At 68.9% G+C, this 21030-nt stretch carries 28 protein-coding genes and 2 pseudogenes; 16 read left to right on the top strand and 14 right to left on the bottom strand.

Annotation, left to right across the window (positions count from 1 at the left end):
• Positions 1-333: 333 nt before the first annotated feature.
• A complete protein-coding gene (locus ACZ7CF_RS33980) occupies positions 334-1557 on the bottom strand; it encodes a tetratricopeptide repeat protein (protein ID WP_470371596.1) in 1224 nt (407 codons plus the stop codon).
• 669 nt (positions 1558-2226) lie between these two features.
• Between ACZ7CF_RS33980 and ACZ7CF_RS33975 the strand changes: the two genes are divergently transcribed.
• From ACZ7CF_RS33975 to ACZ7CF_RS33955, 5 genes and pseudogenes are all read left to right on the top strand, one after another.
• A complete protein-coding gene (locus ACZ7CF_RS33975; RefSeq protein WP_470371595.1) occupies positions 2227-3687 on the top strand; it encodes a helix-turn-helix transcriptional regulator in 1461 nt (486 codons plus the stop codon).
• A 149-nt stretch (positions 3688-3836) separates the two neighbouring features.
• On the top strand, positions 3837-4274 hold the full coding sequence (locus ACZ7CF_RS33970) for a hypothetical protein (RefSeq protein WP_470371594.1): 438 nt from the start codon (positions 3837-3839) through the stop codon (positions 4272-4274).
• Positions 4275-4296: 22 nt separating this feature from the next.
• Positions 4297-4601 (top strand): annotated as a pseudogene (locus ACZ7CF_RS33965) (DddA-like double-stranded DNA deaminase toxin).
• On the top strand, positions 4592-5023 hold the full coding sequence (locus tag ACZ7CF_RS33960) for an Imm1 family immunity protein (RefSeq protein ID WP_470371593.1): 432 nt from the start codon (positions 4592-4594) through the stop codon (positions 5021-5023). The pseudogene ACZ7CF_RS33965 and the gene ACZ7CF_RS33960 overlap by 10 nt, the downstream one beginning before the upstream one ends.
• 296 nt (positions 5024-5319) lie before the next feature.
• Positions 5320-5484: a hypothetical protein gene (locus ACZ7CF_RS33955; protein WP_470371592.1), complete on the top strand. Its 165-nt coding sequence runs from the start codon at positions 5320-5322 to the stop codon at positions 5482-5484.
• 217 nt (positions 5485-5701) lie between these two features.
• Here the strand turns inward: ACZ7CF_RS33955 and ACZ7CF_RS33950 are convergent, their stop codons facing one another.
• Positions 5702-6052 (bottom strand): histone-like nucleoid-structuring protein Lsr2, encoded by a 351-nt coding sequence (locus tag ACZ7CF_RS33950; protein WP_470371591.1) that lies wholly within the window; start codon positions 6050-6052, stop codon positions 5702-5704.
• Between the two features lie 465 nt (positions 6053-6517).
• Between ACZ7CF_RS33950 and ACZ7CF_RS33945 the strand changes: the two genes are divergently transcribed.
• The 3 genes from ACZ7CF_RS33945 to ACZ7CF_RS33935 are packed head-to-tail and all read left to right on the top strand — an operon-like array spanning position 6518 to position 7344.
• A complete protein-coding gene (locus ACZ7CF_RS33945; protein WP_470371590.1) occupies positions 6518-6640 on the top strand; it encodes a hypothetical protein in 123 nt (40 codons plus the stop codon).
• 12 nt (positions 6641-6652) lie between these two features.
• Entirely contained in the window at positions 6653-6931 is a 279-nt protein-coding gene (locus ACZ7CF_RS33940) for a hypothetical protein (RefSeq protein WP_470371589.1), read from the top strand.
• Positions 6932-6984: 53 nt separating this feature from the next.
• A complete protein-coding gene (locus ACZ7CF_RS33935) occupies positions 6985-7344 on the top strand; it encodes a PadR family transcriptional regulator (RefSeq protein ID WP_470371588.1) in 360 nt (119 codons plus the stop codon).
• A gap of 434 nt (positions 7345-7778) precedes the next feature.
• On the opposite strand, the gene ACZ7CF_RS33930 is transcribed toward ACZ7CF_RS33935, so the two are convergent.
• Positions 7779-8651, bottom strand: a complete 873-nt coding sequence (locus ACZ7CF_RS33930) for an aminoglycoside phosphotransferase (protein ID WP_470371587.1) — start codon at positions 8649-8651, stop codon at positions 7779-7781.
• A gap of 12 nt (positions 8652-8663) precedes the next feature.
• Entirely contained in the window at positions 8664-9479 is an 816-nt protein-coding gene (locus ACZ7CF_RS33925) for a radical SAM protein (protein WP_470371586.1), read from the bottom strand.
• 35 nt (positions 9480-9514) lie between these two features.
• Here ACZ7CF_RS33925 and ACZ7CF_RS33920 point away from each other — a divergent pair, with 35 nt between their 5' ends.
• Complete coding sequence (locus ACZ7CF_RS33920) at positions 9515-10669, top strand: helix-turn-helix domain-containing protein (protein ID WP_470371585.1); 1155 nt, start codon at positions 9515-9517, stop codon at positions 10667-10669.
• 443 nt (positions 10670-11112) lie between these two features.
• Here the strand turns inward: ACZ7CF_RS33920 and ACZ7CF_RS33915 are convergent, their stop codons facing one another.
• Complete coding sequence (locus ACZ7CF_RS33915; RefSeq protein WP_470371584.1) at positions 11113-11577, bottom strand: hypothetical protein; 465 nt, start codon at positions 11575-11577, stop codon at positions 11113-11115.
• A 162-nt stretch (positions 11578-11739) separates the two neighbouring features.
• On the opposite strand from ACZ7CF_RS33915, the gene ACZ7CF_RS33910 reads away from it, so the two are divergent.
• Positions 11740-12153, top strand: coding sequence for a RapZ C-terminal domain-containing protein (locus tag ACZ7CF_RS33910; RefSeq protein WP_470371583.1), 414 nt, complete (start codon positions 11740-11742; stop codon positions 12151-12153).
• Here ACZ7CF_RS33910 and ACZ7CF_RS33905 read toward each other — a convergent pair.
• Positions 12142-12432 (bottom strand): hypothetical protein, encoded by a 291-nt coding sequence (locus tag ACZ7CF_RS33905; RefSeq protein ID WP_470371582.1) that lies wholly within the window; start codon positions 12430-12432, stop codon positions 12142-12144. The two genes, ACZ7CF_RS33910 and ACZ7CF_RS33905, sit on opposite strands and share 12 nt — an antisense overlap.
• 515 nt (positions 12433-12947) lie before the next feature.
• On the opposite strand from ACZ7CF_RS33905, the gene ACZ7CF_RS33900 reads away from it, so the two are divergent.
• On the top strand, positions 12948-13514 hold the full coding sequence (locus ACZ7CF_RS33900; RefSeq protein ID WP_470371581.1) for an HNH endonuclease family protein: 567 nt from the start codon (positions 12948-12950) through the stop codon (positions 13512-13514).
• Between the two features lie 101 nt (positions 13515-13615).
• On the opposite strand, the gene ACZ7CF_RS33895 is transcribed toward ACZ7CF_RS33900, so the two are convergent.
• The 7 genes and pseudogenes from ACZ7CF_RS33895 to ACZ7CF_RS33865 form a co-directional block, all read right to left on the bottom strand.
• A complete protein-coding gene (locus tag ACZ7CF_RS33895; RefSeq protein WP_470371580.1) occupies positions 13616-14164 on the bottom strand; it encodes an Imm1 family immunity protein in 549 nt (182 codons plus the stop codon).
• A 94-nt stretch (positions 14165-14258) separates the two neighbouring features.
• A pseudogene (locus ACZ7CF_RS33890) lies at positions 14259-14465 on the bottom strand (DddA-like double-stranded DNA deaminase toxin); the annotation flags it as partial.
• A gap of 536 nt (positions 14466-15001) precedes the next feature.
• A complete protein-coding gene (locus tag ACZ7CF_RS33885; RefSeq protein WP_470371579.1) occupies positions 15002-15238 on the bottom strand; it encodes a hypothetical protein in 237 nt (78 codons plus the stop codon).
• Positions 15239-15282: 44 nt separating this feature from the next.
• Positions 15283-15672, bottom strand: coding sequence for a hypothetical protein (locus ACZ7CF_RS33880; protein ID WP_470371578.1), 390 nt, complete (start codon positions 15670-15672; stop codon positions 15283-15285).
• On the bottom strand, positions 15665-16096 hold the full coding sequence (locus ACZ7CF_RS33875; protein WP_470371577.1) for a hypothetical protein: 432 nt from the start codon (positions 16094-16096) through the stop codon (positions 15665-15667). Before ACZ7CF_RS33875 ends, ACZ7CF_RS33880 begins: the two co-directional genes overlap by 8 nt.
• Positions 16093-16617: a hypothetical protein gene (locus tag ACZ7CF_RS33870; protein WP_470371576.1), complete on the bottom strand. Its 525-nt coding sequence runs from the start codon at positions 16615-16617 to the stop codon at positions 16093-16095. Before ACZ7CF_RS33870 ends, ACZ7CF_RS33875 begins: the two co-directional genes overlap by 4 nt.
• Positions 16614-16946, bottom strand: coding sequence for an HC3 family zinc finger protein (locus ACZ7CF_RS33865; RefSeq protein ID WP_470371575.1), 333 nt, complete (start codon positions 16944-16946; stop codon positions 16614-16616). Before ACZ7CF_RS33865 ends, ACZ7CF_RS33870 begins: the two co-directional genes overlap by 4 nt.
• A 531-nt stretch (positions 16947-17477) precedes the next feature.
• Here ACZ7CF_RS33865 and ACZ7CF_RS33860 point away from each other — a divergent pair.
• The 5 genes from ACZ7CF_RS33860 (at position 17478) to ACZ7CF_RS33840 (ending at position 19900) form a co-directional block, all read left to right on the top strand.
• Positions 17478-18341, top strand: a complete 864-nt coding sequence (locus tag ACZ7CF_RS33860; protein ID WP_470371574.1) for a DUF5753 domain-containing protein — start codon at positions 17478-17480, stop codon at positions 18339-18341.
• A gap of 9 nt (positions 18342-18350) precedes the next feature.
• On the top strand, positions 18351-18563 hold the full coding sequence (locus ACZ7CF_RS33855; protein WP_470371573.1) for a DUF397 domain-containing protein: 213 nt from the start codon (positions 18351-18353) through the stop codon (positions 18561-18563).
• Positions 18564-18988: 425 nt separating this feature from the next.
• Positions 18989-19288 (top strand): hypothetical protein, encoded by a 300-nt coding sequence (locus ACZ7CF_RS33850; protein WP_470371572.1) that lies wholly within the window; start codon positions 18989-18991, stop codon positions 19286-19288.
• Positions 19289-19388: 100 nt separating this feature from the next.
• Positions 19389-19670 carry a hypothetical protein gene (locus tag ACZ7CF_RS33845; RefSeq protein WP_470371571.1) on the top strand — a complete coding sequence of 94 codons (282 nt, stop codon included), beginning with the start codon at positions 19389-19391 and terminating at the stop codon, positions 19668-19670.
• 47 nt (positions 19671-19717) lie between these two features.
• Positions 19718-19900 carry a hypothetical protein gene (locus ACZ7CF_RS33840; RefSeq protein ID WP_470371570.1) on the top strand — a complete coding sequence of 61 codons (183 nt, stop codon included), beginning with the start codon at positions 19718-19720 and terminating at the stop codon, positions 19898-19900.
• A 695-nt stretch (positions 19901-20595) separates the two neighbouring features.
• Here the strand turns inward: ACZ7CF_RS33840 and ACZ7CF_RS33835 are convergent.
• Positions 20596-20781, bottom strand: a complete 186-nt coding sequence (locus ACZ7CF_RS33835; RefSeq protein ID WP_470371569.1) for a hypothetical protein — start codon at positions 20779-20781, stop codon at positions 20596-20598.
• Between the last annotated feature and the right edge of the window lie 249 nt (positions 20782-21030).

Here is a 21030-nt window from a genome sequence, read left to right as displayed (position 1 = left end):
TCGGGCCGGTGTCGGCGCCGTGGCGTTCTCGGGCGGACGCTGGGACGTGGGCCACGGCGCACCCGATGCCTTACCGGGTATGCGCGTCCACTGGCGGCCCGCCAGCAGCGTCTCCATCACGGCCGGATCGCTGGCGGTGAGCGCCCGCAGCAGCGTCGCGCCATCGAGGGCTCCGGGCACGGGCGCTGCGGTCACAGCTGGGGGCTCCTCGGTTCGTGGTCGCTGCCTGGGCAGGGAGGTTGTGGGCCGGTGGATGTCCACGTCGTGCGCACCCGTCACCGTTTCGGCGTGCCGGGACAGTGTCGCCGTGACTGCGCGGTCTCGACACGGTCGCTACGACTGGTTCGACGCGGACTCGACGGCGGCCGCATCGGCGTCGCGGTGTGCCCGGCGGTAGTGCTCCACGGCTTTGCCGAAGCAGTACTCGGCGTCGTCGAGCTCGCTGAGGTCCGTGCGGGCCTGCCCCAGAGATCGGTAGATGTCGGCGAGGTAGGCGTCGCAGCCGGCGTCCTCATGCTGCATCGTGTCCAGCGCCGTGGTCAGCGGCGTGATGGCTTTGCGCGGTTCGCCGGCGGCGACGAACGCGGCGCCGAGTTCGGTGAGCACGCGGGCGAACGCGATGTGGTCGCCGAGTTCGGACATGGCGGCGGCCGCGCCGTCGAGCTCGGCCAGCGCCTCGTCAATGTGACCCAGTCGGGCAAGCACCGCGCCGAGGCGGCGCTTGCCCAGAGCGATTCGTCGCGTGTCGCCGACGGCATCGTCCAGAACACGGGCTCGGCGCAACTCACGCTCCGCCTCCACCCAGTTGCCCGCGACGTAGTGCACCCAGCCCCGTCCGCGTGCCACCGCGGCCAGCACCCGCACGTCGGCAGTCGCGCGGCCGCGCTCTTCGGCCTCCCGCAACGCCACCAGTGCACCGTCGACATCACCCAGATTGCGCAGCGCCGACGCCAGCTTCATCGTGAACCTCGCGGATCGCAGCTCGTGCCGGCGTGTGCGGCCGTCGGTCTCCGCGTCACCGCCGGACCACTCACTCTTCCAGTACACGGAGTCGAGCGAGTGCACCGCGTGGGTCGCCGCACGCACCTGGTCGTGGTGCAGTCCACTGTGGCCGGCAAGACCGAAGACCGCCTCGGCCAGGGTGATGCTCAACTCGAACCACGTGCGGTCGACCAGGTCGTCCAGCAGCGCCATGAACCACAGATGATGCGGGGCGTACCAGGCCATCGCCGCGGCAGGCGTGCGGAATCCCGACGCGCCGATCGTGTCGTACACGGCAGAGACCGTGGTGGCGAACCGATCTCGCGCGCGGTCCGCGGCCACGGCCTGATGAACGAACCACGTGATCGCGGCCTGCACGGCGCCAGGGTCCGGAACCGTATCGCCGGCGAGTACCACCGTGGACTCGGTGAGCAGATACCGGCTCGGCTCGTGCACCACCAGCACGTCGTGAAGCACGAGCTCAGCCGCAACGCCCGCCGCGACCGGCTCGTCGGTGCCGAGCACCGCGCGCAGCAAACGCACATCGAAGGCCGGTGCACCGGCCGGCAGGCTCACGAGCGCACACATGACTGTGCGAGCCAGCGGGGACAGGGCAGACATCGGCGACTCCGATCACAGTCACGATCACTCGGTGGGACACGGATCACGAGGACTTCAGCGGGACGGGCATCCCAGCAGACGGCCGGCTACGGCGGCCGGTCTCCCGAGGCGCAGCCCGTCCTTCGGCCAGGTGCTCGTCGCTCACCACGCCTCGCCCGCCGCAGGCGGCTGTGCTGGCGTCGGCCGAGTCGGTTGCGGAACGAACTGGCCGGCAAATGATGTCCACGACGACTGCATGTGCGGCCTCGACTGAACCGAGGTCCAGCCGAGGCCGCTGCGTGTCGGAGAGAACCCGCGCAGCCGACAGCTGCCGCTGCACCGGTCATGAACCGCCGTGCTGCGTTCCACCAATTCCTGCACGACGGCGTCCATCTGCGCCTCGCACTCGAGCACCGCACCACCCAGCGGCCCCCGAACCCGGACACGGCGACGGGAGCACGGACACTCCAGCGCCCCAGAACGAGGCCACGAAGCGACAGCTCAGACACGGTCGGCTCCGATCGGTGATCTCAGGCCGCAGTAGACGGACCTGCGGTCATGTGACCACCGCGGCTACGATCACGTAAGGAGGCAAGTCGGCACCGGCGCGTATTTGCCTCCCCCCGGACAGACTCGGAGAGGCACGTGACGCACGACCAGCCCACCCGCGGCGACCTGCCCGAACCAGCCGCCGTGCGGCTGGCCAGCACAGTCCGGGAACTGAGGAAACAAGCGGGGCTCAGCGACAACGAGCTGGCAACCCTGTCCGGCTACACCCGCCAGTACGTGGCATCCGCGCAGAAGATCGGCAAGAACCTCCCGTCGCACGAACTCGTCACAGCGCTCGACAACGTCCTCAACGCCCGAGGCGAGCTGATCACACTGCGCGCGCAGGCAAAACACGAACAGACGCGGCTACGTCAACGCCTCACCGACTCCTCGCCGTCGACAGCGCCACCGGCCACAACCGCCGCCGCGCACACTGACCAGGTGCGAACCAGCCAGCGACAATGGCTGGAAGTCCGCAACGCCCCTGGCGTCCGCGGCAGAGAGCTGACCGAACTGGCGGCGTGGCTCTACCCGGCATCGCAACGAGGACCCGGCGGACACGTGCTGACCGGCCCCGGGTGGCTGCTCGACCGACCCGTAGAGCTCGATGACGTCCGTCTGGTCTGGAGTGGAGCCCAGCCGCCCACACCACCACTGGCACCGGTCGACCACGTCCTGCCCCTGACCGACCAAGGCCACCGGTACACCAACTACAGCCGGGCGGTGCGCGACCTGGTACGCCCACGCCTGCTGGAAAACCGCCTGAGCTACAGGCTTCTGGACGTCCGACCAGGCCGAGGACTGGACCTGACCTTCGCAACCACCTCGTTCTTCGAGACATTCGACGTGAAGCAGTCCGTCGCCCACGAGTTCAAGGCGGCATGGCTCGCGGCCGGCAGATCCGCACCCGGCTGGGATGCGCTGCCGTTGCGCACCGCTGTCGGCGACCCCTTCGACCCACACCGCCTGTTGATGTCACCGGGAATCAACACCCTCACCATCCGCCGCGGCCGCGACGGTGACCACCGATTCGTGCTGCACGAGCGCGACGGCGGCAAGGTCGCCGACGGAGGCGGACTCTGTCACGTCATGCCGGCAGGCGAGTTCCAGCCGTCGTCGGTGGACCCGACAGACGTCTACAACGACTTTTCCCTGTGGCGCAACATCATGCGCGAATTCTCAGAGGAGTTCCTCGGCAACCCAGAGCACGACGGGAACAGCCCACAGCCGATCGACTACACCGCCGAAGAGCCGTTCAGATCGTTCGAGCGGTTCCGCAACAACGGGTTTCTCCGGCTCTGGCACTACGGCGTGGTCATCGAACCGCTTGAGCTCGGAGCGATGCAACTCACAGTAGCAGTGATCGATGACCACGCCTTCGACGAACTGTTCGCAAACCTCGTGCACACCAACGACGAAGGCAAGATCGTCGGCGCCAACGGCCGAACAGACATGCCGTTCTCCGGCGAGGCGATCGAACGACTCAATCCACGACTGTCAGCCAGTGCACTGACGCTGCTCCACCTCGCATGGCGAGACAAGGCACTCCTTCTCTAACACCGCGTTGGTCATCGAGAGGAGCCGCTGGTGATGTGTCGCCAGGCGGCAGCTGCAACCGTTGGTCCCGCAGGCCGGTGAACTCGCGAGACCGTCGGTTGTCAGGTGGCGGGTGCGACGATCGGTCCGTTGTGATGGAGGGGCGCGGTGTGGCATCGCTCGATCAGGTCGGCGAGGGTCTGAACAGGGTGCTCGACAAGGCCGCGCAGGCCGGCGGTGCACTGCAACAGGCCGCGGAGCTGGCCGAAGAAGCGCAGGAGCACCTGCTGACAGCAGTGCAGGGCAGCGCGCAAGGCGATGTGGAGACAACCAACGCGCAGTTCGCCGCGGTCGTCGGCGGGGCGAAGCAACTGCACCCGTTTTTGGTGCCGGCATCTGCGGTGTCGAAGCGATCCTGCACAGCCTCGCACTCAGCGGAGCAGCCTCCGCGGCTCCTGCACAGACTGAGCCATCTGCCCCGCCACACGCCGCGGCTGCACAGCGCGGAAGCAGCGACCACATCGAACAACTTCGCCGGGAAGTACCTCCGCCGGTGCAGCGAGGGTCTGGTCAGAAACACACGGTCGCTGGTTCACCAACACCGATGATCCTGGTGCACCTGTCAGGGAGCTGGCCAGCGGTGTCGACGAGATGTCGAAGGCGGTCGAACAACACCTCACGGACATGGGGATTCCGGCAGTGCCCACCACGTCGAGAGACGTGGAGATCAAGATCGCGGTATACATGGCGCAGCAGGGATCACCCAGGCGACGGTGGTCATCAATCACGTCCCGTGTAAGGGTGACTACGGCTGTGACACGCTGGTGCCGGTGGTCTTGCCGGAAGGAAGCTCGTTGACCGTGTACGGGATCAACCGGCTGGGCGTGAAGATGAAGAAGACCTATACCGGAGGGGCCAAGTCGTCGTGGAGTTGAAGGTCTGGTGGGACGAGGACAGCGACGAGCCGACTTTCGTCCGCACCCTGCAGGACTTGCAGGCCCTGCGGGTACAGGCAAGTGCTATCACCTACCCGGTGGTTTTCGAGATGCTGGACGCGAGCGAACCCCACCGCGTGATCCTCGACGCCGGGTTCTTCGGTGACCGCGGCGTCTTGTACTACTCGGGCGGCGAACACCGGCACGGGCTGTACAGCATGAACCCGGATGACGAGTTTTCCGCGCCTGAGAATCGTCTCTACTACTACATGTCGTCCGACCGCGAGTTCCCGAAGACCGCGGAGTATCCGGTCGATGTTGTCTGGCAGGCTTGCAGGGAATTCATGGACTCAGACGGATCCCTTCCGAGCGCTGTCGCGTGGCAGTCGGCCTCGGTCATGTCCGGCAACACCGAGGCGTGACCCGAATCCCTGGTTACCCAGTGCTTGTGTGGTCGTGCCGGTGCACCACTGCCGCAGCGCGCCAGGCGGAATGGGGAGGGCGAGGACGACAGCAGGGACCGGGTCGTATTCCAGCCACAACACGCCACGCGGCCCGTGGAAAAGCTGGTCTTGTTGGCGGGTTCGAATGTGGTCGACTGCGGGTGCCGGTGACGATGCCTGCCCACGCGGTGTCCGTGTAGTCACCGGAGGCGTTGCGCCGCCGCGCGGAGTATCGCCGATCAGCACCGCGAGGTCGGTGGCGACGGCGATCTCCGGTGACGGGAGCGAAGTGCTCGTCGGCGATCTTGGCCAGCCGCATGACCGGGGTCACCGAGCGGATCGAAACCACAGCGGCGATGCTGCTCGGCTCGTACGACGAGCCCGTGCTTGCGTTGCTCGACCCCTACGCCGCCGCGGCGGCCATCTCGCCGAATCGGTGACCGCTCAGCGGATGCGCAGCCGCCGCCCACTTCACCTGACGCCTCGAACAACGTGCTGCGCTGGCCGACGTCATGACGAGATCGCGGCCAAGCGGGCGGATCATGTAAACCGGGAAAGCCTGCGGCCGCTGAGGACGGTGGTGAACCCAGGCTGTGCCAGGAGCCACGGTCGTGCACTAGATCTGCCGCGTCACCAACACCCGTCAGGTTCGCTGACTCAGCGGTGCGCCTTCTCGAATTCCTCGATGACGCTGGTGGGGATGCGGCCGCGATCGGAAAGTTCGTGGCCCTCGGCCTTGGCCCATTCGCGGATGGCCTTCGTCTGTTCCTTGGTCCGTGACTCGGCCACGATGGTGCGGCTGGTGCTCGTCGCCCGCTTGGCTCGGCCGCTCGTGCGGCGAGCGCCGGCCACGAAGTCGGCCAGGGCATCACGGAGCTTCGCGGCGTTGTCCTGCTTCAGATCGATTTCGTAGGTGACGCCGTCCAAGCCGAAGCTGACGGCTTCGACATCCTCGGCAGCGGTGCCGTCGAGATCGTCGATAAGCTGAACAATGACCTTCTGCGCCATGTGCGAGCTCCTTCAAGAGTTTGGTGGCGACCCTACCAAGATCACCCCCCGAGGCAAGCACACCACATACTCGATGTGCGCCCGCGCCACGCCATCGCCGTTCGCGCGAGGCAGGTAATGATCTCTCCATTGCGGCCCTGGGTGCAGGTAGTCCGGTCTCCAGAAGCGCCGGGCGCTTTCCTGCGCGCCCTTGCCGGGCTGCGTTCTCGGCCGGACCACAAACATCAACTGGTGTGGGTTGCCCAAATACGAGAGGGCTTGAGCGCGGCGGGCACCGAATCCCGGCGTCGGCGCTGGATGCCGCATGCGACTGCCGGTCAGACAAGCCGGGAAGCACGAGGACCGTCTGCCGTACCAAGCGGCCGAGCGGCGCTGCAACCGGAAACGGTAGGCCTGATGCGGCGCGGGACCTGGATGCAACAGTGGGTTGGTGCAGATAGCTAGTGCTGCACCAACCCACTGCGCATGATCCTAGCAGCGAACCTGCGCCACGAATGGGTGATCCCCTGGTGCCTGTTCCGGCTGGCATCACCAGCGCTGCAAGCCGGCTGCGTGACGCTGCTCGACGATGTCGCGCAGCCGTTGTGACGACAGGGTGCGATGGGTGAGCAGGGCGCGGGCCAGCCGGTCGATGACGGGCCGCTGCGCGTCGACAAGCTGCGCGGCGGCGAACTGCCACGGGTCAGAGTGGTGGTCAAGGCCGCAGCGGTGACGGATGTCGATGATCGTCGTCAGGTCATCGTGGCCGCCATGCAGGTACGCGGCCACCTCTACATCGTCAAGCGTCCCGCGATGCGTTCGCGGCATGCAGCGCGCCTGCGCGCCAGGGCGATCGGCTCGTCGCCGCCGCGCGACGTGACTTCCCAGGCGGTGCCGTAGCGCCGTTCCTGCAAGGTCCACCTGCCCACACCGATTCCAGCGAGGAAAAACCGTTGCGCACCAACCCCCGCCGCGTGCTGGCAGCGCTGGCCGAGGACCCGGCCCGGGAGCTGTACGGGCTGGAGATCACCGAGGCCACCGGCGGCTTCGACACCGGCGGCCTGCTTCCCGGGACGACATACCCCATCCTGATCCGCTTCCGCCGCAAGGGATGGATCACCGGCCGCGCTGTCGCCGGGCCCGATCCGGCCGCATCGCGCCGCTGCTACTGGCGCATCACCGCGGATGGGCTGACCAAGGCGTCACGGGTCCTGCAGGCCGACGCCGCACGCCGCCGGGTGCCGCGCCTGCTGCCGGTCCTCGCCCGCGCGGTCTCGGCCGTGCGGGCCAGCAGGGCGAGAGCGTCGCGGTGAGCGCCGGTGCTGCCTGCGCGGACTGTGCCGCACCAGACCTCACCGCGGCCGACGACCTGATCGACCCAGAGTGCTACGGCAGTACCTGGTACACCCGCCTCGCCCAGATCGCCGCCGGTGCGGCGTTCCCTGGGCGCGCGGTCGACCACCTGCTCGGCGGTCACCTCCACGCGCCGGGCGATCGTGCCGCCGCCCGGCAGTGGCTCGCGGTCAATCCCCAGACCCCCAGGCGGTGCTGGCGCTGCGCAACTTCCTGCGCCGCGCGATGCACGCGGTGGTGGTACAGGCCTCGACACCGGCATCGATCAGCACGACGCAGGTGCGTCCGGTTCGGTGCTGTGCAGCCGGTCGGGAGAACGTCGTGCGGGTGGTCGCGTCCATCCACACCGGCAGCAGGGCGTCCGCGTCGGTCTTGCCCAGGCCTGTCGGTGTCGTCAGAGGTAGGTGGTGACCGTGGTGAGCCTGCTGAGCAGGGGCCGCAGGTGCTGCCGAAGCGGGTCGACGAGGTCGGGGTGCTCGTCGGCGCGGTGCAGCAGGACGGCGGCGGCGCGCAGCTGCGCCGCGTGCCCGGCGGCGCTGTCCAAGACATCGGCGAACATCTCCCGCAGCCGGGCGGCGACGGCCGGGACGAGCAGGCTGCGCAGGTAGAGGGCGGCTTCGTCGCCACCGGCGGCGTGGTTGCCCCACATCTCCCAGTCCAGCAGGGCGAACGGGCCGTGCTGGAGGTTGGCCCAGTGCAGATCGCCGTGCTGGGTGACGCGGTCGGTGACCGCGCGGACGGCGTCGGCGGCGCGGTCACCGAACAGCGCACGGACACGGCCCTCACGAGGCAGCTCATCGTCGTAGCGGCTGGTCGGGGTGGCGCGGATCGCCGCGAGCGCCGAGGCCAGCGCGTTCCACCAGTCCTCGGGCAGGTGCAGAGGTGTACGCAGGACTTCCGTGGCGGAGCACGGCGTTCCGGGCATCCACGTCTGCAGGTCCGCACGCACACGGTGGGCGAGCTCAGGGGCATCCCATTCGAGGCTGGCCACCACCTGCGGCTTCGCGACGTTCTCGATCACGTTGGCGTCGACCGAGCCGGTCCAGTACGGCCCTTGGCTCTCCAGGTGCCGGACCTGCTCGGACCCGACCCGAAGCCAGTACCGCTCGCCGCTGCCTCGCACCGCGGCGGTGCTGACCGAGCGGTCACGCCAGCCGTACCGCGGCTCACCGACGACGTCGAGGCCGAACGCGGTGGCGGCCCGCGCGAGGTGGGCGTCCATCCACGCGCGGAACCGCTGATCGGTCCAGGCCTCAGACGTCGTCACCGGGGCAGTGTCTCATCGCGTGCTCGCTGCGGGGCTGATCGTCCGCTGCTCCGTGGGGTAGCACTGGTCCCCCTGGGGCGCGCACCCCGCGCTCGCCGCGCCGGTGGCTGTCCGCTGCTCGGTCGGGTAGCACTGATCGCCCTGAGGAGCGCACGCGAAACGCGCGCCGGAACGGTCGGGCATGCCCTGGGCGATCAGCTCGCCACGCGCGCCCGGCAGGGCGGCGGCGAGCTCGTGCAACGGGGTGGTGCGCACGTTGCCCAGCACCTGGATCGCGCCGGCGAACACGCACACCGTGACCTGGCCGTCCGGGCTGATGGCCACCCGGCCGTCGCCGCAGGCCCCGCACAGCTCCGTGGCGCTGGTGCCGGTCTCGCGCACACCGCGGCCGACCTCCCGAACGCGGTCGAAACCGACGCCGGGCACACCGAGGTCGACCAGGTCCGTGCGCGCCTCGGCGACGCGCTGCCGGTCGAGGACCTGCACGACGCCGGCGCGCAGCTCGATGCCCCGTGCACGGGCTTTGGCGATGTTCGCGCGGGTGCGGGCGTGGCTGGGACGCTGGGTGATCGTGTCGTGCTCGCCGGCGTCGTCGGAGTAGTAGCTCGTCGCCAGCGTCACCCCCGGCGTGGCGAACAGCGCCCACATGTCGTCGGTGACGTGCACGAGGTTGGAGTACACCTCGACCGTCATGCCCAGCGACAGCGCGTGCCGCGCGATACGGCTCATCTGCGGGTACAGGGTCGGCTCGCCGCCGATGAGCTGCACCGCGCGCACGCCGATCCCGGCGGCCTGCTCCAGCACGCCGATCCAGTCCTCGACGCTCATCGCGCCGTGCGTGCCGGACGGTCCGGAGTCTCGCCATGCTGCGCAAGGCCGCCGGCTGGACGCAGCGCCAGCTCGCCACCCGCGCAAATGTCTCGAAGAGCCTGCTGGGCAAGGTCGAGGCCGGTGACCGCCCAGCCAGCCACGCCCTGCTCGCCGCCTGTGCCCGCGCCCTGCGCGTTCCGGTCGAGCGGCTCTCCGGCCAGCCCTACAGCGACACCGGCCGCGACGCGCGGATCCATCGCGACGTCGACGCGCTGCGCACCGTGCTGCGCCGCTACGACCTGCCCGACGACCTCACACCCCGCCCCCACGCGGACCTCGCCGCCGAGGTGAGCACCCTGGCCGGGCTGCGCGCGGCAGCCGACTACGGCAAGCTCGCCGCCCGGCTACCAGGCCTGCTCGAGGAACTGATCGCCGCAGCCCACCACTGCGCGGAGGTGGCGGAGGCGAACGCGCTGCTGGTGGCGGCGCTGCACGCCGCGCACAGTCTCACCCACCGGCTGGGCTACCCCGACCTGGCCGAAAGCGTCGAGCACAAGCTCGCCTACGCCGCCGACCGCACCAGCGACCCCCTCGCCGGCGGCCTGGCGATGTGGGCGCGGGCGCAGTCCTTCCAGAGTGGCGGCGACTACGCCCACGGCCTGCGGCTGATGGACACCGCCCGCACCGCGCTGGACGATCAGCTGCGCGAGGCGTCGCCACGGGCGCTGGTGGTCTACGGGTCGCTGCACCTGCGCTCGGTCACACTCGCTTCCCGCGCCGGCAACGCCGACCTCGCCCGCGACCACCTCGCCGCCGCCCGCGTCCTCGCTGACCGGCTCGGCACCGGCGACCAGGTCTCTTATGGGCTGACCTTCGGGCCCGCGAACACCACCAGCCACGAAGTCGCCGCGCACGTCGAACTCGGTGACGGAGCCTCCGCCATCGCCGCCGCCGCGCACTGGCGGCCGTCGCGGGCAACCCCGAGGACACGCCGCGGGCACCACCACATCGATCTCGCCCGCGCCCGCCTCATCCACGGCGACCGCGACGGCGCGCTCACTGAACTCGAACACGCCAAACGTGTTGCCCCGCAACAGACCCGGTTCCATCCGATGGTCCGCGAGACCACCGCCGTGCTGATCAGCCTGCACCGGCGATCCAACCCCGGCCTGGTCTCCTACGCCGGCTGGCTCGGGCTGGTGTCCTGACGGCGGCGCCCGCCGCCGCGCGAGGTACCGATCAGGACTGCGATCGGCTGCTGTCCCGCCTCGAACCGCGGGCGGGAAACGTCCAGCGGACCGGACAGCGCCAGGAGACCCGCACTGAACGCCACGGGCAGAGCATGCGCTGATCAGGACTGGTCGCCGCGGTGTTCGGCCTGGGCAGCGTCTGGTCGTGGTGTGCCGAAGGTGAGCTCGTCGTGCCGCTTGCACAGCGGCCGGACCTTGGAACGTCGTCCTGGGAGCTTCTCCCCGGAGACGGAAGGGTCATTGCACAATTAGCAGCGCCCTCCAGGCGACACGACGCGGACCACTCCCGCCATCTGCTCCTCCGTTGTGTTCGGTGCGCGGCGGTCATTGCCAGCAGCAGCGTCGTGAGCGCGAGATGTAGGCCCGAGATCGCGGCGCTGCTGCGGCTGTTCATCGCCTGCTCAGGTTCCGATCGGCTGCTGCCCCGCCTCGAACCGCGAGCCGGAGAAGCGCAGCAGAGCGGACAGCGCCAGGGGACACGCGCTGAACGTCAGGGCGGAAACGACGAACAAGGTCGGGTGGTCGCTGAAGTTCCTGGCGGCGACGAGCGCTCCCAGGAGCGCCAACACCGCGGCGATGATGCGCATGAAGCGGCGGCGCAGGAACAGCAGCGTCCGCTTATCGTCGGTCCGGATGCCCTCCCACGCTGCGAACACCGCACCGCCGTGCAGCAAGAGCGGCAACGCGATGGCGACGATCGCCGGCACTCCGAGAGCGGGGAGCGTGCCGCGCAGCAGCGTGGTCGAGGGCAGGACGGAACAGGGCACCAGCACCGCGAGGAGCACCAGCAGGTACCACAGCAGCGAGGTCTTGGTGTGGGACAACCCGGTCACACGTGACGGGTTGGCGTTTGGACCGGTCTGCATGGCGCCGGATCCTAGAAGGCCCGGTTGCCCAGACACGATCGAGCGACACGGCACGAACCACCCCGACCACCGTCGCCACGCACACCGTTTCCCGTTGACCTTCGTGTCGGTCAACGGGAAACGGCTTACAGGGCAACAGTTCCAGGCACGAACGTTGATCTCATGACGATCACGACGCCTTGCTCCGGACCGGCCGCACCACAGCATCCGCAGGTACTGATCGAGACGTGCGGGAAGGGCCACGGCGCCCTGCCTGACGGCAACCTCGTGATCGGGGTCGCCGACTGGTTCCGCGACCCGCACATCAGCCCGGAGTTCCGGCAGCTCTCCGCCCACGACCGGCGGGTCGTCGAGCACGTCCGGCGCACCCCCGGCGTCGAGGACTTCACCGCCGATGTCCTGCGGCTGCTGCGCACGCCGGTCCGGCTCGGCTCCGCGAAGGTGGTCATCTGGTGTGTCGGGGGCCGCCACCGCGCGCCGTCGGTGGGGCTGATGCTGGCCGAGCTGTGCCGCGAGGCTGGCTGGACCGTGGCACTCACCCACCGCGACCTCGACAAACCTGTGCTAGCGCGATGAGCGGTGCGCGGATCTGCAGGCCCGGTACCGGCCGCCGCGCTTGTAGCCGGTCGCCGAGCCGCAGCGGTCGGCCATCTTCGCTCGGCAGACCTTGGACAGCACCGTGTCGACGGCGTCGCGAAACGGCGCGTTCCACCGCATGCGGCCGTAGACCTGGCTGGCGGTGGCACCGATCTCCCTGGCCGCCGCCTTGATGTCGGCCGCCGACTCCAGCACCCGCAGGAATGCCTCCCGGTCGTCCTCGTCGAGCAGGACCGCGGCCAGGCCGCGGCGTCGCACGGATTCAGCACCGGCCAGCACATGGAGACGCGCGATGGGCATCAACCCATCGCCCGGCAGGGTGCCTGCCGACCGCAGCGCAGACCGCAGGGTGTCACCGGTTGCCCAGCGAGTACGACTCCTCCGGTCGACCACCCGACTCGATCGGCTGGAAACGACCACTGCGGCTAGGGCGACAGAAGCGGCTCTGCTTATATTCGACGAGGTCGACAACAACTGATCGACATGCTGTTCAGCGGTGGGCGCCTATACCGGGAAAGCCGACAGATCCGCTCCGGCCGCACGAGCCGACGACTTTGTCAGCGACGACGCCGGATCACCTTGTGATCCCATTCCAGGCACTCCCTGATCATTTTCAGGCGTCGTCGGCCGGCGACACCACGTGCATCCGACAACCTTCTCCGGTGGGAGCAACCGTGAAGCGTTTCCCAGGAATAGTCGCCCTTGTATTCGCAGCGTGCACGGCCGGCATACCGATCCAGGCGCAGGCGGCGTCGAGCCCTGCCACGGCCACGATGGTGATCCTGCTGCGCGACGCGATCGAGGCGCTGCCCGTCGCCGACGAGCAGCGTGAAGGCTACGACCGCGACCTGTTCAGACACTGGATCGACGCCGACCGCGACGGCTGCCACACCCGCGCCGAGGTACTGCTGGCCGAGGCCCTACAAGCACCCGAGGTCGCCGGCCGCTGCACGCTGACCGGCGGACGTTGGTACTCCTACTACGACGACACCTACGTCGACGGCCCCAGCGGCGTGGACATCGACCACATGGTGCCCTTGGCCGAAGCATGGGACAGCGGCGCCTTCGACTGGAGCCCGCAGCGACGCCAGAACTACGCCAACGACCTCGACGAGCCGGTCGCCTTGGTTGCGGTGACCGCGCGATCCAACCGCAGCAAGGCAGACCAAGACCCCTCCACCTGGCTACCACCACACGCACCGGCGAGGTGTGCCTACCTCACCGCCTGGGCGACGGTGAAGACCCGATGGGCATTGACCGTCGACCCGGTCGAACACGAGGTGCTCACCACACGGGCGGCTGACTGCCCGAATGTCCCGATCACCACTACTCCGGCATAGACGCGCCTCACGGTGCTGCACGATCGAAGCCGCCTAGCTGCGCGTCAACCAGGGCCTCCTTGTCAGTAGCGGCCAAGGTTGCGTGACGCACCACCAGCTCATCAGACGATGCTTGTCTGCTGCCATTCGACGCAGGTAGGCCGCTGTCCGGTCTCCTGGAACTCCAGAAGCGCTTGCCGCACAAGGTCAAGAGAAAGTGCCGCGTCCCGCGGGAACGCTGCTTGCGTCGCCTTGTCGATGTAGAGCGTCGGAGCGTTCTCGATCGGCTCACTCGTCCGTGTCACCCAGGCACCGACCTTGACCTCAGCCACCGCCACGTGTCCAGAGACAGGGGCAGCGATGACGACGCCGGGACGCCGCTCCAGCCCTGCGGTCACCTCACCGCTGCTGGTGTCGGCGGCGGGACCCGGTCCCATGTACAGCAGGGCGCCGACCTGTCCGTGACGGGAGACGCCGAGTTTGAACAACCGATCCGGACGGTGACGCCGCCCCACCGTCGGAAGTCCTTGACCGGCGATCTGCGCGGGGTGAGGCTGCTCGTGAGTCAACAGATAGGTGAGCAACGCTTCGAGCTCGGACTCGGTACGAACCGGCTGCGGCCTCGGCCGGCCGCCGTCGTGGTGGTACCAGACATCCAGCGTGTACGTCACTGCGCATCCCTTCCGCGAAACACCCGCGACCTACTGGATCGTGCACGGTCAACTCCTGTCCTGGCAGGAGGACGTCCTCAAGCAGTTCCTCACAGCCCATCGGCCCGCCGCACACGACCCGGCTGATCACTACCTCGACACGCCGCGCGCCTCCGACGCGCATGCGCCACGCGATCTTCATCTCGACGTGCATCGACACCGTGGCACGTGCTCCGTCCGGAACGATCACGAGCTCCTGCTCGATGAGAAAGGCGTTGATCCGCTCGTGCTCGCCGTCGGCTTCGCTGCCGCTCTGCACCATGTCGCAGTGCCCGTCTTGGTCGACGTGGATGCCGCTGGTGATGTAGCCGGGCAGGTTCAGGCGCTGCTGCTCCACCCACGACAGTTGCGGTCGCGACGCACGTGGCACCGCGGAGGCCGGCGCCGACGTGACCGCAGGAGACCCCGGCGAGACCGCACTGTCCGTGCCCGTCAGCGCGGAGACGATGCCAGAGATGGCCTTCTGCGTAGCATCCAGCAGGTTCAGCAGCTCCGGGACTCCGGTTGTGACCAGGGCGAACTGTTCGACAGCCTGCTCGATCTCAGCTTCCAGCCCGTCGGAGCCCTGCCCGGCCGATCTGATCAGAGCCGCCGCGTCTGTCGCCAGTTCCTCCACGCTGACCAGTGGCGCTACTGCGGCTGCGGCCTTGTCGGCTGCGGTGCGCAGCGCCGCGACGACTTCCTGGAGCGTGGCCACCCGACCTCTTCCCCGAACCTGGGCGATCCTCGCACGACATACCAGTAAACAGCGCAACCGCGACTTGTCCGGGGTCCTCAACACTGCGAAGATGTGCTGAGTCAGTCAGCAGTGGGAACCCAGCGGGAGCTGGGCAAGTCCGCGGGCTGGTACACGGCGAGCCGGTAGCGGCCGTCGGATCGGCGGTGCCAGACCTCCCCGGCACCGGAGCCTTCATTCCAGACGAGCATCTGGCCGCCGAGCCTGGGCAGGGGCGCCGTGTCCGCTTCCTGGAAGACCTTGGCCTGAGCCGGGTCGAGGTGCTTAGGCAGGTCACTGCGAGGGTCGAAATTGCGCATGACCGAGATAATGCCACCACTCGAACGGCTCAGTGTGGGGCGTCTCATTCGATCGTGTGTTCGGTAAAAGTGTAGCCTGTGGTGCGTTCTGCTCCTCGGCGGTGAATCGGCGGAGCTTTCGCGACCAGAGTGCCGTCGTGCCTATGGTGCCCAGTGTGCTGGAAGCGGGCGCGGCCCGCGCTCGCGCCGTAGCGTGCGTGCAGCGCAGCGCAGACGAGGGCGGCCTGCTTTTCGGTGAACGCCGTGAAGTGCGCGGCGATGACGGCCGGTTCCGGCAGGACCGCGCCGATCTGGGCGCGGCAGGCCCGCGCGAGTGCGTCGTAGACGTCGATCGTGTACTGCTGCAGCAACTGTGCCCTGTGCCGGCCGGAGGACTGCGGCGACAGGTTGGTCGGCGGCTGCGCAGGCAGCACGAGCGTCGTCGGCCTAGTCATGCGATCCCGCCACCTGTGCGCTCGATGTCGTTGGCACGCCGGGATGTGCGGTCATGTAGAGGATGCCGAGCCGGTGAAGATGCCCGGTGTCGGCCAAGACATTTCTCATTCGCAGGGCGGTGTCCCTGGTGAGCGCGAACCGGCCGGCTATCTGCTCCAGCGGCGGGAAGGCCAACCCGGTGGGCTGGTCGAGGATCGCGGCAGCGATCATCTTCAGCGCCTGCCGCTGGTACTCCCACCCAGAGACTGTCCTGTGAGGACTGTCTGAAGGCAGTACCAACTGGCTCATGCGACCGGTACCCCGGCAGCATGGGGCGTGCCGGTCGCATAGAGGTATCCGATCTTGTGCAGTGGGCCGGCCCTTGCCTTGGTCGCCGCCGGCGCCGGGCAGGGCGATGTCCGTGATGCGCAGCGCGGTGTTCACGAGGTCACCTCGCCGCGAGGGTCGGCCGCCGACCTGGAGTGGGGCTGTGGTCGGCAGCGCGGGTCCGTGCACACGGAGATCGGGGCACCGGACGGAGGCGGGGTGTGCTCCGCGAGGGGAATGCACGGTGTTCCGCATCCGGCCACGACGACGGCACTGACCTGCACTGTCGGGAAGTCGGGTGTCGGCAGCGCGGCCGAGGACCAGTCGAACGAGTGCAGGCTCAGCGGTGTGCCCGTGATCAGCGGGAAGTAGGACAAGCCCCGCTGGCCGACGTACCAGGCGACACCGTGCTTCTCCCGTGCCACCGGGAACGCGCCGATCGACGCGACCGAGGGGTCGTCGACGGTGCGTGGTGAGGACCGGTCGACCCCGTCGGCAGCGTCCTGCAGCGCCGGCGTGTCGACCCGCCGGACCGGCGTCAGGATGCTCCTGGCGTCCTCGGGGTCGACGTGGCCCCGGAAGGCCGTGAACCCGTCGTGCGCAGGGTGGTCGAAGCCCGGTTCCCGCATGGCGGTCACGTCTGGGCCCTCATCGCGGGGAGCGTGACGACGACCTGGTCGCGGCGCGTTGTCGCGGTGGTCGCCGTGTCGGCGGCCGGCCGCAGTGGCATGTTGCAGCGCTCACGCCAGATCCGATCGCACTCGGCGCACTCGGGCTCGGTCCGGAGCGTGTGGTCCGGGGCGACCGTGAGCGCCTTCCCGCACAGCGTCACCGTCCGGCCCTGTACGACAGTGCGGTCGATGCCGTGCCGTCCACCGGCGTGCGGGTACCAGCGGTACCTGCGCTCGGTGCCGACCACCGACGCCCACGTGACCTGGTCTGAGTGGACCTCGGCATGCGTGCTCATCGCACACCCAGCGTGGGCAGAGCCGTGCGCATCCTGGTGTGGCGCCAGGCTTCCAGGCCCTCGTTGAGCTGTGTGTCCGAGAGTCGGGGACGCGCCGGTTCGACTGCTGCCGGCGGGGGTGCCGCCGCCGTCTGCCTCAGGCCAGGACGGACGACGGCGGGCGGGCTCTGCGGCTGTGACGCCATGGTGGCTCTCCCGTGATGGGAGCGGCTGCCCCCGCCGGTCAGGTCACGACGGAGGGCAGCCGCTGCTTGTGGAGGCGATGGACCGGACGACCAAGGAGAAGTGATCGCCCGCTTCACCGTCTGACCAGGCAGAACACGGCGCGCCCTTCGTGTGGGCGCGGTCCTTCCTGGAACGCCGTGTCGCTGGTGGGGAAGGATCCGGCGCCACGGCTTGTCCATAAGATAGACGAGTCGTTGTCCATCGTATAGACAGCCTGGGGTGGTCAATTCGGGTGAGTGCCAGGATGTGTGCGGCTACCGGCCGTGTACCTGACCTGTGGAGGGCTTCACCAGCGTGGAAATGTTCATGAGTCGCGAAACGGCTCGGCAGATCATCCGCTACCAGCTCATCCACTGCCGCACCCTCGCCGGGAAGCTCCAGCGCGACTGCGCCCTGATCATCGGCGTCACGCAACCGCACTACGCGCAGTTCGAGGTCGAGGAAGGCCCCAAGCAAAGGCGTGTCGACCAGAGGCAACTCGAGCAGCTGCTGACCGAGCTCGGGTTCGCCGATCGGTTCCCGATCCTGTCGAAGGTGCTGGAGGTCGCCCGGTCGAGCACACCGGGCGGGAAACACGCTGTCGGCGTCATCAGCGACCTCGACATGTACCTCGCGCTGGAGTTCTACGCCGAGAGCATCCACGCCTACGACCCCGTGCTCATCGACGGGATGCTGCAGACGCCCGTGTACGCCCGCGCCCTGGTGGACTACGCCCGCCGCACCAACCCCGGCCTCGACCCGATCGCGGCGCTCGCACAGCGAATGCAGCGCCAGCAGCTGCTGCGCCGCCCGCCCAGACCGCTCAAGCACACCGTGTTCATCGAGGAACGAGCACTCGCCGGCGCTATCGTGGAGGACCCCGCCGTCAACGCCGAGATCATGACCGGCCAGCTCCGGCATATCCTCGACGAGGACGCACGACTCCCGAACCTCACGGTCAGAGTGCTGCGGGACAACTTCCGGCTGCGTCCGACGGGCAACAAGCCACTCTCGGTCGTCCAGCTCACCGACCGCTGGAAGCTCGGGTACGCGCCGACTCCGTTGTCAGCGCACTACGTCGACGCTCCCGCGGCGGTCCAGGAGTGCGCGAACATCATGGAGCGCCTCAGCGAGCAGGCGCTTCCGGCAAAGCAATCACGGCAGCTCATCACCGAGTACGCTGCCACGTAGGTTGGAGCGATGATGATCAACAACTGGCGCACCAGTTCCTACACCCAACCGAACGACACATGCGTCGAGGTGGGCTACAGCGGGCAGAGTCCGAACGCTGACCAGGCGGTGTGGGGGTTCGGAGACACCAAGGATCCCGAGCATCGGCGGATCTACTTCCGCGGCCGTGCGGCCCTGCAATTCCTGAACGCCGCGAGGACCGGAAACTGGGTGCAGTCCTAGAACCGTTGTCGAGCACCACCGCGAGGACGCGGTGCCCCTCCCGCTCGACGTAGCCGGGGCACCGCCGTAAACGGGACGTCGCGACTGATCCGGGCTCGGCGCCGTACCACGAGGGCGGCTCATGGGGGAGGAGCGCAGCGCCGGCCGGTCCTGTTTCCAGGGTATGGCCGGTGACCGCGCAGCGTCATCGATCCCTACGTGCCTGTGTTGACGGGACTGGTGGTCACCGTGCGGTGCAGTGAGGACGATATAAAACACAGCCGGAGCGAGCAGCCGGTTCAGGGCCGTGAGCTACCCGCGTTCGTCGCCTCGACATCGTGGACGCCAACGCCAACGGTCGTCCCAGATGCGGGAGTACCGCCTCGCGACCGCACGTGACCTGGATCCGCGCCCGAAAAGTGGACACTGATTGGACAGGGGGACTCATGACCGACACCGAGCAGACGCTGACCGGCCTGCTCCGCCACGCCGCCCGCCGCATCCGCGAGGACGGCCACCTGGAGCTGCAGGCCGTGCTCACCGGCGCCCCGCCCCGGCAGGTCGACATCAGCCCGCTCGCCGAGCTGCTGCTCGCCGCGATCGACCACGTCGAGCCGTACGAGGGGCGCGGCTGGGACGAGCACAAAATCCTCGACCGGGTGCCGGAACTCGCCCGCGCCGCCGTGGCGTTCGCCCGCTGCGGCGTCACCACGAGAAGAAGGGCACCATCATGGCGGGCCGACTGATCATCACAGTGATCCGGACGCGGACTGAGTCGCCGTTCGGAACTCGTGTCACCGGCGATGGCGCGCACGTGCTCGTCGCCGACGCGACGGAGGCAACGCGATGACGATCGTGACCGTGGAACACGGCCGCGCGCTGTGTGCGCGCAGCCAGGACCGCACCGTGCTGGTGCTCGACGCCGCCGGCGAGCTGAAGATCGTCACCCCGCAGCAGGCGTTCGGCGGTGTGCACGACGACCGCGGCTATCGGGTGTTGTGCGCCTCCACCGACCTCGAGGACGGCGGCCTGCGCGTCGGCCGCGACGGCCGGCTCGTCGGCCCGACCGTCACGATCTGCACGGAGGTTGCCCGGTACCTCACCGACGAACTCACCGGAGCGGCCTGAAGCCGCCGCGCGCGACACCGCCGCGGGTTCGGCCGCCAACCCGCACGGTGCGGGCGAACCTGGCGAAGCTGATCGCGCCGCTGACCCGCGCCGACCGCGACGATCCCGCCATCGCCGCCGCGCTGAGCATCACGCCCACCCAGGTCCGCGGGCTGCGGGCCCAGTTCCACATCCCCGCCGGCGCACCTCACCCCGTTGCCGGACACCAGGTACACGAGAATCAGGCATGAGCACGAGTCCTCACCTCCACGACGGCGTGCGGCCCGCGACAGCCGTCTACGCGACCATCGAGATCGACGGGCAGGTCCGCTTGGCCGCGCTGTCCGTGCCCGACTTCGGCGTCACCGAGCCGGTACACCTGCCGCCCACGACATCGCGGTCCACCACATCGCGCACGCCAACACCCCGGCCACGGTGCCGGTCCTGCGCTGCCGGACGCCGACCCACGCCGCCTGAAGTCCTGGCTGCTGCCCGCCGGGCACGATACGGCCGGAGTCGGCGAAGCAGGCGCGTTCGTCGTTCTTCCGGATGGCGGCGCAGGCCGCGTTCCTGCACCGCCGGTTCGACGAGGGCGACATCTGCGCCGACCTGCTCGCCGACGCCCTACACCAGGCGACCGGCTCAACTGGCGCTCGATCTCGACCAAGCGGCTGCGCGCGCGTGGCGACGCCACGGCCCTGTCCGCCACAGCCCCGCGACGATGACCTCGTCGGGCACCGCGACGCACGTCGGGCGCGACTTACGCGGCGAGGCTACCCGGTCGCGCGGGCCGGTGCCGGACAGGTACTGACGGCGCGGGCTGTGTGCGCTGCTGGACCGCGCGGCCGCCGAGGTGTTCCGTCGGCTGGTACTTGTCGGAGGATCAAGCCGCCGACCTGCGACTCGCCAGGTAGGCGCGGACGCGGGCAGACGAGGTTGTCCGGACCTAGTCGGCGGAATCGGTGGCGATGGGTTCGAGCATGGCCAGCTCGGTGGTGAACTCACGGCCGTCGGAGGCCTGGAAGTCGACGTCGTCCGGCGTGCGGATGGCGGTGAGGGTTCCGTGGGTGCCGGCTGCCAGGTCAAGTTCAGGCTCGTCGTAGGTGAACACGACAGGGTCTCCAACGCGCATGTTCTCATTCTCCCTGCTGGTCTTGTCGAGACGGGCACCGACCCGCCATGGACCCCCTGAACCCCACCGCTACCTCCGCCAACTAGATCCGAACACCGCCACCTTCCTCCGGACCGGACACGAGAACCCCGCGGTCGAGCAGCGGTTCGTGCGTCATCGACAGAGCGGCACGGTGCACATGCGGTGGCCAGTCGATCCCGGCGGGCACGCCGTGGTGCTGGCATGGTCGGAGCTGGGCTCGGTGCTGAC

The organism is Lentzea sp. NPDC036955, assembly GCF_055608005.1.
Note: the sequence above shows the minus strand (reverse complement) of the source record. Positions and strands in the feature narration are given on the sequence as shown.

What these genes read in the sequence shown, in the direction of transcription:
- ACZ7CF_RS33885 (WP_470371579.1), bottom strand. Translation starts at nt 15,238, where the DNA reads ATGCGCAATTTCGACCCTCGCAGTGACCTGCCTAAGCACCTCGACCCG.
- ACZ7CF_RS33855 (WP_470371573.1), top strand. Translation starts at nt 18,351, where the DNA reads ATGATGATCAACAACTGGCGCACCAGTTCCTACACCCAACCGAACGAC.
- ACZ7CF_RS33950 (WP_470371591.1), bottom strand. Translation starts at nt 6,052, where the DNA reads ATGGCGCAGAAGGTCATTGTTCAGCTTATCGACGATCTCGACGGCACC.
- ACZ7CF_RS33845 (WP_470371571.1), top strand. Translation starts at nt 19,389, where the DNA reads ATGACGATCGTGACCGTGGAACACGGCCGCGCGCTGTGTGCGCGCAGC.
- ACZ7CF_RS33835 (WP_470371569.1), bottom strand. Translation starts at nt 20,781, where the DNA reads ATGCGCGTTGGAGACCCTGTCGTGTTCACCTACGACGAGCCTGAACTT.
- ACZ7CF_RS33915 (WP_470371584.1), bottom strand. Translation starts at nt 11,577, where the DNA reads ATGCAGACCGGTCCAAACGCCAACCCGTCACGTGTGACCGGGTTGTCC.
- ACZ7CF_RS33860 (WP_470371574.1), top strand. Translation starts at nt 17,478, where the DNA reads ATGAGTCGCGAAACGGCTCGGCAGATCATCCGCTACCAGCTCATCCAC.
- ACZ7CF_RS33925 (WP_470371586.1), bottom strand. Translation starts at nt 9,479, where the DNA reads ATGAGCGTCGAGGACTGGATCGGCGTGCTGGAGCAGGCCGCCGGGATC.
- ACZ7CF_RS33850 (WP_470371572.1), top strand. Translation starts at nt 18,989, where the DNA reads ATGACCGACACCGAGCAGACGCTGACCGGCCTGCTCCGCCACGCCGCC.
- ACZ7CF_RS33910 (WP_470371583.1), top strand. Translation starts at nt 11,740, where the DNA reads ATGACGATCACGACGCCTTGCTCCGGACCGGCCGCACCACAGCATCCG.
- ACZ7CF_RS33865 (WP_470371575.1), bottom strand. Translation starts at nt 16,946, where the DNA reads ATGAGCACGCATGCCGAGGTCCACTCAGACCAGGTCACGTGGGCGTCG.
- ACZ7CF_RS33900 (WP_470371581.1), top strand. Translation starts at nt 12,948, where the DNA reads ATGGTGATCCTGCTGCGCGACGCGATCGAGGCGCTGCCCGTCGCCGAC.
- ACZ7CF_RS33920 (WP_470371585.1), top strand. Translation starts at nt 9,515, where the DNA reads ATGCTGCGCAAGGCCGCCGGCTGGACGCAGCGCCAGCTCGCCACCCGC.
- ACZ7CF_RS33880 (WP_470371578.1), bottom strand. Translation starts at nt 15,672, where the DNA reads ATGACTAGGCCGACGACGCTCGTGCTGCCTGCGCAGCCGCCGACCAAC.
- ACZ7CF_RS33940 (WP_470371589.1), top strand. Translation starts at nt 6,653, where the DNA reads ATGGGTGAGCAGGGCGCGGGCCAGCCGGTCGATGACGGGCCGCTGCGC.
- ACZ7CF_RS33945 (WP_470371590.1), top strand. Translation starts at nt 6,518, where the DNA reads ATGATCCTAGCAGCGAACCTGCGCCACGAATGGGTGATCCCCTGGTGC.